The sequence below is a fragment of the Psychrobacter sp. TB67 genome, assembly GCF_000511065.1.
In the GTDB taxonomy this organism is placed as follows: Bacteria; Pseudomonadota; Gammaproteobacteria; order Pseudomonadales; family Moraxellaceae; genus Psychrobacter; species Psychrobacter okhotskensis.
The window spans coordinates 120,720-135,344 of record NZ_AYYA01000004.1 but is presented as its reverse complement, the minus strand read 5'-3'; the positions used below and the strand labels follow the sequence as shown (position 1 = coordinate 135,344).

The window sequence follows — 14,625 nt, the reverse complement described above, 5'->3', positions numbered from 1 at the left end:
CACCGAGAGATAGATTGATAAAAAGTTTATAGCTTTTATTTAAAGAGCGAACAATTGTAAGATATAAATAAGTAATAGAATGTACGAAACCTGTAGGATTATTATCCTATTACGACAGCTGGCTGATCCATTTTAGTGCTGATAAGCTTGGTATAAATAAATACTCACCGCCGTACAAGGTATTAAAAGTTTCGATACCATGATAGCGTTTGCGAATAGGATCATCAGGCACAGTAAAAGTATTCGCATCGCTGTTTTTATTACTATGATGCAAACCTATCATTGGATCTTTTTCTTCTCCTAGGCTCATAAAGTTGCCGTCGTTAATCCACTGTGATTGTAAGAATTCGACTGTTTCCATCGCATGAGCATTGATACCAATAAAAAATAAACCGCGCTCTTTGCCATCGTCTTCGGTCACATCAGGCGGTAATACTTCGCCAAAGCCGACGCTACGTCTGACAATTCTATGAATTCGTACATCAGATAAAATAAAGTCCTTACTGTCTCTTGGGTTCATGCGCCGTGCATGGGCACCGAAGGGACATTTTTTACCGTAGGGATCGTCTTTATAGCCGAAATCATTGTTACGGCTTGCATCGTCTCCCAACGCTTCGTCATCATGATCAGGGGACAAGTCGAGGGGCGCACCAGAACGCCAGCGTCCCCACATTTTTGCGCCTAAAAGCTCAGCTTCTTCCTCGCTATCGGTGTTATCTTTGCGGAATTTATTGAAGGCAGCAACATGGCTATTATAAGCACGTAGTACCATAAACGAGCCATTTTTGCCCAAGATCTCTGGCTGCGGCATCGGTGGAATCGTGCCAGCTTCTCCTTCATAACCCAAGACAAACTCACCCGCTGCGATGGCTTCGTTCGTGCTACTCGGCGGCGTTTGGATACCACTGCCTTTAATCTCTGGATTACTGATACCATCACGATAGCCAAAGACATTTTTGACATTGTTGTCAGAACCAAAATCGTGTTCCATGAGGATTTCGATATCACCGTTGGCAGGATGCTCATAGTCGATATGCGTTTGCATGTTTTCTTTTAGTTCAGCAAGTTTTGCTTGCCATTTTTCTTTGCTATCGGCAATGATTGCAGCGCAAACATGGATATCCCCTTTATCACCAAAAGGTGCCATCCAGTTTTCAGGATCATTGCCATCGGTATCGCGCAACTTATCGGCACGATTCGCCATACCTGCTTTAAAGGAATCAGGAAAACTCTCTAAGGAGGATTGCGGCACACCCAATGCTTCTAGCCCCTCATAAGTCATAACGATAGACAGTGTCGCTTGCATGTCTTTATGCCACTCTTTGCTGCCCGTCACATCGGGCAAAACTTGGGCAAGCATTTGTCGTCCAACGGCGGCATTATTGACTTTGACGGCGATAACTGTACCGAAATAAGGGCTAGGGCGCTCACGCAAAATAAGAGATTGAATGTCTTCTAGCTGCATATCGACCAGATTGGGATTGAATACGCCGCGCGCTTTACGGGCAAACATCTCAATATTATCGCCAACGTCTTCTTTAATAATTTGGAGCCACGAATCGAATTTACTGTCTTCAATACGATTGCCAAACTCATCTTTTAAGTCATGCAACTTATTGGTCAACTCTGTTAGTGGTTTTTTATTATTAATATTACTCATAGGTAAGCCTACTTTTAAAGGATTCTTCTACAATACAAAGTTATTGAAAATTAGACGTTTTTTAAGGTTAAGACTGCGCATCATCCAAAGCTTTATTGATACCTTTGACAATACGGTCTTGACGGCGAATATCTTGAATAGTGAGATGAGGGACACCAACGTACCAAGCCGCCGCTGTAATCTGATGGTCTAAAATAAACTGTTTGACGCTTGGGTCTTTGATACCAGGCCAGCCTTCGACACTACCAAATAAGATGTCCATCAACTCAGGAATTTTGGTCGCAAAATCATCAATGTATGGATCCCAATTTCCATCATAAGCCGTGCAAAATAGCACTCGAGTATCATTATCTAAAAACGCAAAACGCAGATCGTGCAGCGTACCTACTCGCGTAGCGCCTTTGAGGTTGCCACCTGCAATTTTTAAGATTTCTTTTAAACGCTCTGCTCCGCCTTCTTTTAAAGGGGCGATAACGGTAAGCTCAGACACTTTGCCTGACTTAAGACCTTTTTCTCCGGCATTGCTGGTCGAGTGATCGTAGCTATCATCACCGCCTTCTTTTATATTGGCCATTAACAGCTCAGCACGCAGCTTAAAAGCATCTATGGATTCGGTAATTTTAGTTTTTAAATCTTCAGAATTATCGATAATACGTTCTTTATTTTCTGTGGTGTGCATCGTGATTGTCTCCTAATTATTATTTTTAATAGCCCTGTGTTTAATGGCTAATTCCTCAATAGTTAACTAATTCTGATAGTTACCTGAGAAATAAATTCATCATAAATATAGCAAACTTAAAAAATGTTTCAAAGCACAGCAATCTAACTCAACAAAAAAATAAAATTCATTAACGTGAATGCTTATATATTTAGAAAAATAATAAATATGACGTTTCTAGTGAGTCACTGTCATTTTCTTTGTTCAGTGAGTAAGGGTTCAATAAATGACAGTTTTTAATAAAATAGCGTTTTTAACTTTTTTATTGAGTCGAATGCGAGCCGTTAAGTTCTATTGTGCGCTAGGATTTTTTAGCGTAGGCAGGTACAATATGACTATCAACCATACCTTGATTAAGGATAAGACAGGCATGCAAGTAATTGCGGCGCTGTCTTTATTTTTTTATCGCACCCTCTATTGGAGTTCCTATGTCTATTGCGTCTACTGCCCAAGCGTCCGCCACCGTATTGGATGGCAAAGCACTTGCCAAACAAATAGAACAGCAACTGCGCACGCGCGTGGATGCTATCAAGGATAAAACTGGACGTACACCAAGCTTAGCGACGATATTGGTCGGTGATGATCCCGCCTCAGCGACTTATGTGCGTATGAAGGGCAATGCCTGTAAGCGCGTCGGCATGGATTCTATCCGCGTTGAGATGCCGAGTATCACGACCACAGAGCAGCTCTTGGCAAAGATAGATGAGCTTAATAACAATCCTGACGTTCACGGTATCTTGCTACAGCATCCAGTTCCTGAGCATATCGATGAGCGCGCTTGCTTTGAGCAGATTGACTTGGCAAAAGACGTCGATGGCGTGACTTGTCTCGGCTTTGGTCGTATGGCCATGCAGCAGTCGGCCTATGGCTCATGTACACCGCAAGGCATCATGCATTTATTAGCGCATCACGGTATTGAGCTGGCAGGTAAAGAAGCAGTCGTCGTCGGGCGTAGTGCTATTTTGGGTAAACCAATGGCGATGATGCTATTGAATGCCAACTGTACAGTGACTATTTGTCATTCAAGAACACAGGATTTAGCCGCTCATATTCAGCGCGCTGATATCGTGGTTGGAGCAGTGGGCGTGCCTGAATTGATTCAAGCTGCGTGGATTAAAGCGGGCGCGGTGGTCATCGATGCAGGTTTCCATCCAACGGATAATGGCGGCGTCGGTGATATCGAGATGCAGAGTGTGGAAAGCATCGCCAGTGCTTATACGCCTGTACCAGGTGGCGTGGGCCCAATGACGATTAATACCCTTATTCGCCAAACTGTTGATGCCGCTGAAAAAGCCGCCGGTTTAGATATCAGTTAATAAGTTAATCATAAGAGCACGGATTGCCGATAGATAAGAAGCCTGAGCCTATACAGACTCAGACTACATCAACCCCTTTACCGTTGATAGGATCTAACATGGCTAAAAAGAACGTGGGTATTCATGAGCGATTGCAAAATATTGGTAGAGAGTTCGTCGATATCTCTCATTACATAATCTTATTTTTAATCAGTGTGGTCGTGGTTTGGGCTGCGGGCAAAGAGTTTATTGGCATTATCCAAAAAGGCTCAGCGGACTTAAAAGATATCTTGATGTTGTTTATTTATCTTGAACTGTTGGCCATGATTGGTATTTATTTTAAGACCCATCGTCTGCCGGTACAGTTTTTGATATTTATCGCCATTACGGCTTTGTCACGACATTTGGTAGTCGATGTGCAGGCCGTATCAGACTACTTCCATCTGTGGCTACTGGCGACGATTTCTGTGGCTATTATGGTACTGAGCGCCTCTATTGTGGTGCTAACGTGGACGGCAAAAACGTTTGGTCGTCCAGAAGACAATCTCGATCGGAAGTATGCCAACTTGGCTATCAAGGCGCTTCTTCCTGATAATGCTCAAGCGCCCGATAGTCATACCAAGCACCGCCGTGAATAATGTCCATTACACCTAATTGACGTAGAATGAGCATAAAAAAAGGGTTGCCAATGGCAGCCCTTTTTTATACTTTTTATTTTATATTACAACCATTTTAATCTCTTAAAGTTGTAATACAAGTAACTACATAGAGTGATGATTACTGCCATAATGACAAAGTAAGAATACTTCCAATGCAGCTCAGGCATAAAGTCGAAGTTCATTCCGTAGATACCAGCGATGGCTGTCGGTACTGCCAAGATACCAGCCCACGCTGCAAGCTTACGCACGACTTCGTTCTGTCCCATATTGACCATTGCCATATAGGTATTCATCACGACGCTGAGCATTTCATTGAGACCATTGATGGCATCTAAAGAGTGCAATAGATGGTCATTGACGTCGCGAAAGTAAGGCTTGGCTGCTTGCGAGAACCCTGAGATTAACTCGCTCTTTTTGTGATTGATAAAGAAGCTACAGATGTCTTGCACTGGTAAAATAATGGCACGCATGTGTACCAGCTGCGATTTGAGCTCATAGAGGTTTTTTAGGGTGCTTTTATCGAACTCGTAGGTAAATACATAGCGTTCCTGCTCACGCAAGTAGCGACCCAAACGATCGGTAATCGGCATATAGTTATCCACGATAAAATCGAGAATAGCATGCAGGACAAATATCGGTCCCATACGCAGCTTTTCAGGACGACGATGGCAATGTTCACGCACAGGAGCGTAAGAGTTGGATGGGCCATTACGAATGGTAATCAGGTAGTTTTTGCCCATAAATATCGCTGTCGTACCGTAGCGAATGACATTGTCTTCAAGTTTCGCCGTACGCAGCACCACAAACACCATATCGTTGTCGTAGTTTTCGACTTTGGCGCGCTGATGATCGGCAAAAGCATCTTCAATCGCCAGCTCATGTAAACCAAAAGCGTCTTGAACTTTGACCATGGTTTCTAAGCTAGGATCATACAGACCGAGCCAGACAAATTGACCATTGTTGCTCAAACAGCGATTGACGTCATTTAAGGCTATTTGATCGAGTTTTTCGCCAGTTTTACGCGAGTAGGAGTAACAGCTGACCACTTCATCTGTGCTGCTATATTCGATATCTTCATAACGCTCAGAGTCTGGATCATAGACCGTCATGGTTTCAATCGTATCTTCGGCAGTGGCGTCAGTATCGCCGTAGATATAGCTGTCATAATTGTCTAAATAAAGATGCTCGTCGTGCATATCGGCATAAATACGACTGACGTTAGACTCAGGTGTAATACGCGCCGTTTTTTTGATCAATTGGTCATCATCATTGTCCATACACCCTCCTTTAATAAAATAAAAGCCCGCGCCAAGCAAACCTTTTTATCCGTTTAACCGTTGTCATTATTAACGGCTACCATTTATTAACGGCCGTCATTTATTAAAAACTAACCATTATTAAACAGTAGTCATTGTTAAGTACTAACCACTAACCATTAATCGTATCCGTTAAAGCGCATAGCTTTTTAGGGTGTCGATATCGACTAAGCTCAATAAGCTTTCGTGACACGCTTCGAGTTTTATTGGTGGTGCAATATCGAAGTCTAGCGCTTCGACCCAGCGTAAGGCGCAGATACACCAGTAATCACCAGGCTGTAGACCTGCAAAGTTATACTCAGGTAGCGGGGTAATGAGATCGTTGCCACGACTGGCGGAGAAGTTTAAAAACTCACTGGTCATCTTGGCGCAAACGGTATGTTGACCGACATCGTGATTGCCAGTATGACAAAAGCCATTGCGATAAAAACCGGTGATAGGATCAAAGCAACAACTGGCAAGAGCAGTGCCTAAAACGTTGCTTTGGTTGATGGCTGGGTTTGGATGATAATCAGATGACATAAGGCTTCCGAGATAAAAATATAGGATAGTGTACCATGAGTCTGGGTCGAAGGCGTGGTTCTCGCCATGCTCATGACTGTCTTTATTATACAGGGATAATGTTAACATTCTTAGGCGCACAGCGATGTATCTAAGGTGAATATAATCGTTGTCTTTGTAGCAGCGATGTCCCGAAATTAGATGGTGATTGTGGCGAATTGTCACTAGGCGAACCTTAACTGCTATGCTAAACTAAAGCATAAAGTGCCTTGATTATTTATCGTCGTTTATTAGCGCATAAAGATACTCGTCTTATCTTCCGAACTTATACTTATTACTCACCCTTTTGCGGTTACCTAGTTTGTTTATAAATAATTGGGTCAACGATGTTGCGCGTTAAAAATAAAAACGCCCAGCGTCAATGCAATTGTAAAGATAACCTTTAAGTACCGCATCAGTACCGCGTTTTTGGTAAGCGATACGCCAAACAAGGATTTATTGTGTCTGTCAGTTCTGATTCTGCAAAACCTGTCCAGTCAAATATTGCCAACAAAGCAGCGACTCAGTCCGCTGATCACAACGCCGCACCCAACCGTTTACCTTATTTGAGCAATTTCGCCAGCGACGTTGCCAACAGCTGGTTGCTGCCTGATGGGGTGGTCGATGTATTGTTCGAAGACGCCCAAAAACAAGAAGTGCTCAGGCACAAGCTTACACAGCAACTGATTACGCATGGCTATCAGTTGGTCAATCCACCGATGATTGAGTTTACTGAGTCGCTGCTCAGTGATGCCTCAGAAGATCTAAAGCGTCAAACCTTTAAAATCATCGATCAGCTGACCGGTCGCCTAATGGGTGTGCGCGCGGATATTACTCCGCAGATTTTGCGTATTGATGCGCATCACGGCGGCACAGGTATCGCGCGTTACTGCTATGCAGGGGATGTGATTCATACCTTGCCATCAGGGCTTTTTGGTTCGCGCACACCGTTGCAATTAGGTGCTGAGATATTTGGTTGCGCCTCGCTTGCGGCAGATATTGAGCTTATAGATGTGTTGTTTACGATGCTCAATAGTCTCAATATGAGTGCCGCGCTACACATCGATTTGGGTCACGTGGCGATATTCAAGCGTTTGGCTGAATTGGCCGAATTGCCTGAGCATGATACTCAGCAATTGATGAACTTGTATGCCAATAAGAATTTGCCAGAGCTAAAGCGCGTCTGCCAAGCGTTACCGATGGGCGATGACTTTTACGCATTGGCACGTTTTGGTCATGATATGGCGCATTTATTGGCAAAATTGTCAGCGACGGCGCAGCAGGATACACAGATTGCTACTGCTGTTGACGAGTTACAGCGCCTAACTGCCCATCTGCAAGAGCAGTGGCAGTGTCCGGTCAGTATCGATGTGACAGAACTGTCAGGCTATCATTATCATACGGGTATTGTCTTTAACGGCTATATCAATAGTGAGACCCAGCCGCTAGTACGCGGTGGGCGTTTTGATGGTATGCAAAGTTATAGCCAGCAGCCACGTGAAGCGACCGGTTTTAGTATGGATGTCAGTCGTTTGCTTGCCCATACGCAGCTTGATGCGCCAAGTATTGTATTGGTGGATTATGCCGCCTTGCACAATGCTGATAAGACTCAAAAGCAGACGTTGTTACAACAAGTTGAAAGCTTACGTCAGCAAGGCTACCGCGTTACCATGCCATTAGATGCGCAAGATAGTCCCGCAGATGTCACGCACCGTTTGGATTTTGCTGATAATCAGTGGCAACTAAAAACCCTTTAGCTGTAGCAGATTTTAAGTAAATAGCCGCCAGTGTAAGAAAAAATCATCATGCTAAGCGCTTTCGAAAAATACGTTAGTACTTAGCAAAACAGATAGTAAATACCTTAAAACTGTCTTAGGTTATAAGCAGTTTTAACATCATTTTAGTTTTTTAACCGTTATTGCACACACCTCAATACATAAAGGTAAGGATTGATCATGGGTAAGAATGTCGTAGTTTTGGGTAGCCAATGGGGCGATGAAGGTAAGGGTAAAATCGTCGATTTACTCACCGAAAAAGCCTCAGCAGTTGCTCGCTTTCAAGGCGGTCACAATGCAGGTCACACGCTAGTTGTCGATGGCAGAACCACGGTCTTGCATTTGATCCCATCAGGTATCTTACGTGAAGGCGTGACGTGCTTCATCGGTAATGGCGTGGTGTTAGCACCAGACGCATTGCTCAAAGAAATGAAAGAGTTAGAAGACAACAACGTGCCGGTACGTGAGCGTCTGCGCATCTCACCAAACTGCCCATTGATTATGCCATATCACGTCGCACTTGATCAGGCGCGTGAAGCCAAGCGTGGTACTGGCAAAATCGGTACAACAGGTCGTGGTATCGGTCCTGCCTATGAAGACAAAGTGGCGCGCCGTGCGATCAAGCTTGCTGATTTATTCCGTGATGATTTAGAAGAAAAACTACGTAACTTAATCGAATATCATAACTTCCAACTGACCCAGTATTATAAAGTTGACGCGATTGATTTTGATGAAACATTTAAGCTTTGCCAAGAGTGGAAAGTAGAAATCAAAGGCATGGTTACTGATGTAACTGAAGACCTCAATCAATTGCGACTGGCTGGCAAGAACCTGATGTTCGAAGGCGCACAAGGTACATTGCTTGATATCGATCATGGTACTTATCCGTTTGTGACCAGCTCAAGCGTCACCGCGGGCGGCGTATCGACTGGTACGGGTATTGGTCCATTGTACTTAGACTACGTATTGGGTATCACCAAAGCTTATACCACCCGTGTTGGTAGTGGTCCGTTCCCAACTGAATTGTTCGATGATGTTGGCGCGCATTTAGCTCGAGTTGGTCATGAATTTGGTGCGACGACAGGTCGTGCACGTCGCTGTGGTTGGTTCGATGCCGAAGCCTTGCGCCGTGCAGTGGTATTGAACTCACTATCAGGTATTTGCTTGACCAAGCTTGATGTCCTAGACGGACTTGAAGAGCTGCTCATTGGGGTAGGCTATGACGTGCCAGATACGGAGTTTGCTGGCGCGCATGATGCTGAATTCTATGAGTCAGTGACGCCAAAATACGAAACGCTACAAGGGTGGAGTGAGTCAACGGTTGGTATCACCAATTATGACGACTTGCCAGAAAACGCCAAAATATATATCAAACGTATCGAAGCATTGATTGATTGCCCAGTCGATATTATCTCAACCGGTCCTGACCGCGAAGAGACCATCGTATTGCGTGACCCATATGATGCGTAAGTAGTGTTAAAAAACTACTATTAATAGGTAGATTGAGCGATAAAACCCCAGTGCTGAGCATTGGGGTTTTTTTTGCATGAAAAAATAGACTTGCTAACATTATTTTGGTTTAATTCGGTGTATTATGTCATCAGTGGCTTTAATTTTATCAATACACGAAAAGGAAAACGTGATGAAAACGAATATTCTTAAGCATTCCGTTCGCAAGACGTCTTTAGCGCTGTTAACTTCTGCAGCTTTTATGATACCTATGCTTTCTTGGGGCGCTGAAAATTGTGATAATCCTAATAATGACTTTGATGGTTTGTACTGTTTAACAAAGGTATATTTGCAAGCCGATAAAGAGCTGAATAACTCTTATAATAAGTTGAGCAAACAGCTCAATAAAAAGCAAAAATCCACGCTAAAACGTGGACAACTGGCTTGGATACGTGAGCGTGATGATCGTTGTAGCTATCATGATGATGAAAATGGATTTTTTGTTAATATGGGCTGTGCCACTCGCACGACGACCAGTCGCGTTAACTTCTTAAATGAGCGGGTGCGTGAATGTAATGCGGGCAGTTGTCGAGACAGCCGCCTAGGCGAGTAGTTGTTTTTAGCCTTGCTTGAAAGCAGTGATCTGCATAGCTTCGTATTAACGAAAACCCTTAGCCTTATATGTTGAGGGTTTTTCGCTAATAGTGTTTGTATAGCGTTTTTGCTTAGCCAGTCCCATGCTCATAAAGGACAAAGATGGTCAGTGATTGGATAAGTAGGGTAAGTACCTGCTATTGACGGATACTTACTTTGTCTTAAGATATGCCGCCTTTATAAATTTACTTTTATGCAAGGTGCGGTCATAAATTAACCCTATCATTTATAGGCTTAATCATTATAATAGGCAGCAATCCGATGTTGGCGCTCATGTTTTCGTATTGATAAGCAATGAGTGGTTTAAACTAACCTATGTCAACATTGTGGTCAGAGATAAAATAACCCTTTTACTATTTCATTTCTTATTGAATTTATCATTTTATTTTTCATTTATTAGGAGCTTTTCATGGCTAACGAACGTACTTTATCTATCATCAAACCTGACGCAGTTGCTGGCAACCACATCGGCGCTATCTATAGCCGCTTCGAACAAGCTGGTCTAAAAATTGTTGCAGCAAAAATGATGCAACTTGATGATGAAAAAGCAGGTGGTTTTTACGCTGAGCACGCTGAGCGTCCATTCTACAATGACCTAAAATCTTTCATGATGTCAGGTCCAGTATTGGTATCAGTGTTAGAAGGCGAAAACGCGATCGCTAAGCATCGCGACATCATGGGCGCTACTAATCCAAAAGACGCTGCTGAAGGTACTATCCGTGCTGATTTCGCTAGCAGCATCGATGAAAACGCCGTTCATGGTTCAGATTCAGCTGAATCAGCAGCACGTGAAATCAGCTACTTCTTCAATGATGATGAAGTTTGTGCACGTACGCGTTAATATAGTAAACTAAATATAGGCTGTTACTGTGTCAGACTCGCTTAATGTACCGGCTTTGATGAGCTAGCTACGATTTGCGCTCGTCTTCCTTGTACCAGCTCTATATTTAATTCACTATTCAGCTATTATTAACAAAATTAATTGTTAATAACTGGTGTGAGAATACGGCTTATATCTTATGGGTATAAGCCGTTTTAGCTATTATAATAGTCTGATTGTTCATTGAAATTTTTAGCGACTTCCCTCATTATTGTGTTTACTGAGCATTATCAATCCCTTATCAGCATATTTTTATCAGCTATTAGTTATCGATAGGAAATGCGCTCATAACGGATTGCTCATGCATCGCTTGTGGCAACGCCCATATAAATAATTGCAGCGCTTATTTAAGCTTATGCAAAAAGGTTACCTATTATGTCAACTGTTCAAACACCCATCCAGCACGTACCTACTAAGCCTATGAGCAGCATTAAGCTAGTAGATGAAGCGCAGGCAAAAACCAATCTTTTGGGGATGACGCAAGCGCAACTGGCGGATTACTTTAAGAGTATTGGCGAAAAGCCCTTTCGGGCGACGCAAGTGGTTAAATGGATATATCAGCATGGTGTGACAGATTTTGAACAAATGACCAATCTGAGTAAGTCACTGCGCGATAAACTGTCAGCCAATGCTTGCGTCGTTCCGCCAAAAGTGATTCATCGTCAATATAGTGATGATGGTACGCGCAAATGGGTGTTTGAAGTCACTGGCGGCTCATTGGTTGAGACGGTACTGATTCCAGCAGATGACAGCAAAGTAAACGGCCGTAAGACTTTGTGCGTGTCTTCACAAGTTGGCTGTGCGTTAGATTGTAGTTTCTGTAGTACTGGCAAACAGGGCTTTGAGCGCGATTTGACGGCAGCTGAAATCATCGGACAGCTTTGGGTAGCTAATGCTTCTTATATGACTGATGAAAATGACAGTTTAGACAACGTTGATCATAGCTTGTGGGAAAATAACGTGACCAACGTGGTGATGATGGGCATGGGCGAGCCATTACTAAACTATAAGCCAGTGGTTGGCTCGATGGAGCTGATGCTGAGTGATCACGCCTACGGTTTGTCAAAGCGTCGGGTGACATTATCAACCTCAGGGGTCGTGCCAAAAATGTATCAGTTGGCACAAGATATCGATGTGGCACTGGCGATTTCACTGCACGCACCCAATGATGAGCTGCGTAATGAGCTAGTGCCGATTAATAAGAAATACCCGTTAGAAGAGTTGATGGCAGCCGCTCGCAATTATGTTTATGACGTGAATCCGCGCCATAAAAAGCATGTGACCATTGAATATGTGATGCTTGATGGTGTCAATGATAGCAACGAGCACGCTCATCAATTGGTTGCTTTACTAGGTGATTTGCCAAGCAAAATTAATCTGATACCATTTAATCCGTTTCCACATGCCAATTACGACAAATCAAGCAACAATCGTATTCATGCCTTTAGTGATATTTTGAGCCAAGCAGGATTTGTCTGTACGATTCGCCAAACCCGTGGTGATGATATTGATGCGGCCTGCGGTCAATTAGTCGGACAAGTGGCTGATAGAACACGTCGCTCAGCGGCGTGGCAGCAAAGTATCAAAGACCGTGAAAACGTTTAGGGTGATGCCATTTGTAATATTGATGGTTTAAAGTAGCATGGATAGGGGCGGTATTAACCGTTTAGACTGGTGTCAATAATTAAAGACGGTATGGATAAAAGTGATGAACAATCTATCAATTTCTACTCATTAGCTGTCTTTTATCCATCACAACGGTAATAAAATTGTAGTCACAACGGCTAATAATCATGAAGACCACAATTAATAGTAACTAAATTGTACTTATGGGGGCTAAATCTATTAAACTGATGCTTCTTTGATCCTCTGTACTGAACCACAGTTTTATGATGGCGGCTATGATGACTTCTAAAGATTCTTGTCAGTTCAAATATCAAAAACCCTTTCTTTCGGCATTCAAGCCGTTGATATCAGCGCTTGAGTCACTGACTACGCCAAAGCGTATGCTGCTGGCAAGTGCATTGGCAGGCTTGCTAGTGAGCGGCTGTCAAAGCACGACGACCAATGATCTAACGGGTAGCACCCCTTATCAAACGTCCACGCGACCGAGTGACAATCGCAACTTGGATCAACAAGAAATCGCTCGTGTGCGCACCTCGCTTGCTGCGCAATATATCCGCAAAAACGAGCTTGATACCGCGCAGCGTCAGTTAGAAAAAGCCTTTGCTGCTGATAGCCGTTACGCGCCAGCCTATGATATGATGGGCGTTTTGTTGCAGCAAGAAGGCAGCCGCATCAATCTTGAAAAAGCCGACCAGTATTTTAAAAAAGCCATCGCGCTTGATAAAGATTTTGAGCAAGCGCACAATAATTACGGCGTTTATTTGTCGCAAATGAAGCGTTACCAAGAAGCGGCGGCGCAGTTTGAAATCGCCGGTGCAGCATTGGGTTACGAAGGCCGTATTGGCGCGCTAGAAAACTTGGGTCGCACCTATCTGCAACTCAATGATCATCCAGCAGCAGCCAAAGCATTCTTGCGGGCATTAGATGGCAATCGCAATAGTATTATCGCCCATATTGAATTGGTAGACTTATTGCTTGAGCAGCAGCGTGTGCAGCAAGCGCAGCGGATCTATGACGAGACTTTGATGCTGGTACAAGGGCAGGGTATTAGCCCACGCTTACTGTTGCAAGGCATCAAAATTGCCGCTGCACAAAACAACAAGACAACGCGCCAACAATTGGCACAGCAGCTTTTATCGGCTTACCCGTTAAGCGATGAGGCAAAACAACTTAAGACTTGGCTTAATAATCCAGAGGCACCATGGAAATGATCACCCCATCATCAAACACTCAATCTAACCCGCAGGGATCATTTGGTGCCGTATTGCAGCAAGCCCGAAAAAATAAACAAATCAGCTTAGAAGAGGTGGCAGCTGAGCTATTTATTTTAAAGCGTCATTTGCAAGCGCTAGAGAGTGAAAACTTCTCTGAGCTACCGCAAGCGGCTTTTGCTCGTGGTTTTGCGATTAATTATGCCAAATTTTTGGGCTTAGATCCGGTAAAAATAGCGAGCAGTTTCGATGCCGCTTATCCCAAAGAGCTAAAAGCCCAGTCGGCAAGCAATATAGACACGCCTTTGCGCCCAATGGGTACATTGCAGCGTGATACGCACAACCGTATTCGCTTTAACCCCCTATTAATCATAGGCGTTATCGCGCTAATCATCTTAGCGATATTTTTATTTCGTATGGTGAGCAATGCGAGCAAAGAGAATAACCAAGAGCCAGCGGCAGCTGTCGAGGATATCTCAGCCATAGAGCAAGCACAAGGTGCTGCAGTCAACAGCGATGCCAATGGGGTCGGCGCGTCTGGCTCTGCACTCAATTTGGGCGGTGATGCCAATACCAGTGTGGCGGCTTTGGATATCAAGATTACGGATAATGCCGTTATTAGTATTACTGACGCTTCTGGTAGCAACTTGATGAATGGCGCGCAGACAGCTGGTGACTACCAATTGTCAGGCATGCCACCATTTAATGTACAGATTGATAATATCGATAACGTCAGCTTAATGCTCAATCAAGAAGCCGTCGCCTTAGATACCTATGCTACGGATAAGCAGGCCAGTTTTGAGTTGGCTCCTTAGTCTTTCTGCCTTTTTACCTCTTCGCCT

The 14,625-nt window shown here is 43.7% G+C and carries 13 protein-coding genes; 9 read left to right on the top strand and 4 right to left on the bottom strand.

Annotated features, from left to right (window positions below; translation table 11 throughout):
- Positions 1-109 precede the first annotated feature (109 nt).
- Both W293_RS0100575 and W293_RS0100570 read right to left on the bottom strand, forming a co-directional pair.
- The gene (locus W293_RS0100575; protein WP_084212254.1) at positions 110-1,660 is read right to left on the bottom strand and encodes a Dyp-type peroxidase; all 1,551 of its coding nucleotides are present in this window, start codon (positions 1,658-1,660) and stop codon (positions 110-112) included.
- Between the two features lie 67 nt (positions 1,661-1,727).
- Positions 1,728-2,339, bottom strand: coding sequence for a hypothetical protein (locus tag W293_RS0100570; RefSeq protein ID WP_025650595.1), 612 nt, complete (start codon positions 2,337-2,339; stop codon positions 1,728-1,730).
- A 467-nt stretch (positions 2,340-2,806) separates the two neighbouring features.
- On the opposite strand from W293_RS0100570, the gene folD reads away from it, so the two are divergent.
- Positions 2,807-3,694: a bifunctional methylenetetrahydrofolate dehydrogenase/methenyltetrahydrofolate cyclohydrolase FolD gene (gene folD / locus W293_RS0100565; protein WP_025650594.1), complete on the top strand. Its 888-nt coding sequence runs from the start codon at positions 2,807-2,809 to the stop codon at positions 3,692-3,694.
- A gap of 98 nt (positions 3,695-3,792) precedes the next feature.
- Positions 3,793-4,311: a phosphate-starvation-inducible protein PsiE gene (locus W293_RS0100560; RefSeq protein WP_025650593.1), complete on the top strand. Its 519-nt coding sequence runs from the start codon at positions 3,793-3,795 to the stop codon at positions 4,309-4,311.
- A gap of 83 nt (positions 4,312-4,394) precedes the next feature.
- On the opposite strand, the gene corA is transcribed toward W293_RS0100560, so the two are convergent.
- Positions 4,395-5,609 carry a magnesium/cobalt transporter CorA gene (gene corA / locus W293_RS0100555; protein ID WP_025650591.1) on the bottom strand — a complete coding sequence of 405 codons (1,215 nt, stop codon included), beginning with the start codon at positions 5,607-5,609 and terminating at the stop codon, positions 4,395-4,397.
- A 171-nt stretch (positions 5,610-5,780) separates the two neighbouring features.
- Positions 5,781-6,170: a DUF2237 family protein gene (locus W293_RS0100550; RefSeq protein WP_025650590.1), complete on the bottom strand. Its 390-nt coding sequence runs from the start codon at positions 6,168-6,170 to the stop codon at positions 5,781-5,783.
- 479 nt (positions 6,171-6,649) lie between these two features.
- On the opposite strand from W293_RS0100550, the gene W293_RS0100545 reads away from it, so the two are divergent.
- The 7 genes from W293_RS0100545 (at position 6,650) to W293_RS0100515 (ending at position 14,598) form a co-directional block, all read left to right on the top strand.
- Positions 6,650-7,945: an ATP phosphoribosyltransferase regulatory subunit gene (locus W293_RS0100545; protein WP_025650589.1), complete on the top strand. Its 1,296-nt coding sequence runs from the start codon at positions 6,650-6,652 to the stop codon at positions 7,943-7,945.
- Between the two features lie 198 nt (positions 7,946-8,143).
- Positions 8,144-9,433, top strand: a complete 1,290-nt coding sequence (locus W293_RS0100540) for an adenylosuccinate synthase (protein ID WP_025650588.1) — start codon at positions 8,144-8,146, stop codon at positions 9,431-9,433.
- A gap of 172 nt (positions 9,434-9,605) precedes the next feature.
- Positions 9,606-10,025: a lysozyme inhibitor LprI family protein gene (locus W293_RS0100535; RefSeq protein WP_025650587.1), complete on the top strand. Its 420-nt coding sequence runs from the start codon at positions 9,606-9,608 to the stop codon at positions 10,023-10,025.
- 450 nt (positions 10,026-10,475) lie between these two features.
- Positions 10,476-10,907, top strand: a complete 432-nt coding sequence (gene ndk, locus W293_RS0100530) for a nucleoside-diphosphate kinase (RefSeq protein WP_025650586.1) — start codon at positions 10,476-10,478, stop codon at positions 10,905-10,907.
- Positions 10,908-11,366: 459 nt separating this feature from the next.
- The gene (rlmN, locus tag W293_RS0100525) at positions 11,367-12,551 is read left to right on the top strand and encodes a 23S rRNA (adenine(2503)-C(2))-methyltransferase RlmN (protein ID WP_407074168.1); all 1,185 of its coding nucleotides are present in this window, start codon (positions 11,367-11,369) and stop codon (positions 12,549-12,551) included.
- Positions 12,552-12,847: 296 nt separating this feature from the next.
- Positions 12,848-13,783 carry a type IV pilus biogenesis/stability protein PilW gene (gene pilW, locus W293_RS0100520; protein ID WP_227502412.1) on the top strand — a complete coding sequence of 312 codons (936 nt, stop codon included), beginning with the start codon at positions 12,848-12,850 and terminating at the stop codon, positions 13,781-13,783.
- Positions 13,780-14,598 (top strand): helix-turn-helix domain-containing protein, encoded by an 819-nt coding sequence (locus W293_RS0100515; protein WP_037026331.1) that lies wholly within the window; start codon positions 13,780-13,782, stop codon positions 14,596-14,598. Before pilW ends, W293_RS0100515 begins: the two co-directional genes overlap by 4 nt.
- Positions 14,599-14,625 lie beyond the last annotated feature (27 nt).

Bases quoted from the DNA above. Each gene is read 5' to 3' on its own strand.
- ndk (WP_025650586.1), top strand. From the start codon at position 10,476: ATGGCTAACGAACGTACTTTATCTATCATCAAACCTGACGCAGTTGCT.
- W293_RS0100560 (WP_025650593.1), top strand. From the start codon at position 3,793: ATGGCTAAAAAGAACGTGGGTATTCATGAGCGATTGCAAAATATTGGT.
- W293_RS0100575 (WP_084212254.1), bottom strand. From the start codon at position 1,660: ATGAGTAATATTAATAATAAAAAACCACTAACAGAGTTGACCAATAAG.
- folD (WP_025650594.1), top strand. From the start codon at position 2,807: ATGTCTATTGCGTCTACTGCCCAAGCGTCCGCCACCGTATTGGATGGC.
- W293_RS0100540 (WP_025650588.1), top strand. From the start codon at position 8,144: ATGGGTAAGAATGTCGTAGTTTTGGGTAGCCAATGGGGCGATGAAGGT.
- W293_RS0100515 (WP_037026331.1), top strand. From the start codon at position 13,780: ATGATCACCCCATCATCAAACACTCAATCTAACCCGCAGGGATCATTT.
- W293_RS0100535 (WP_025650587.1), top strand. From the start codon at position 9,606: ATGAAAACGAATATTCTTAAGCATTCCGTTCGCAAGACGTCTTTAGCG.
- corA (WP_025650591.1), bottom strand. From the start codon at position 5,609: ATGGACAATGATGATGACCAATTGATCAAAAAAACGGCGCGTATTACA.
- W293_RS0100550 (WP_025650590.1), bottom strand. From the start codon at position 6,170: ATGTCATCTGATTATCATCCAAACCCAGCCATCAACCAAAGCAACGTT.
- pilW (WP_227502412.1), top strand. From the start codon at position 12,848: ATGATGACTTCTAAAGATTCTTGTCAGTTCAAATATCAAAAACCCTTT.
- rlmN (WP_407074168.1), top strand. From the start codon at position 11,367: ATGAGCAGCATTAAGCTAGTAGATGAAGCGCAGGCAAAAACCAATCTT.
- W293_RS0100570 (WP_025650595.1), bottom strand. From the start codon at position 2,339: ATGCACACCACAGAAAATAAAGAACGTATTATCGATAATTCTGAAGAT.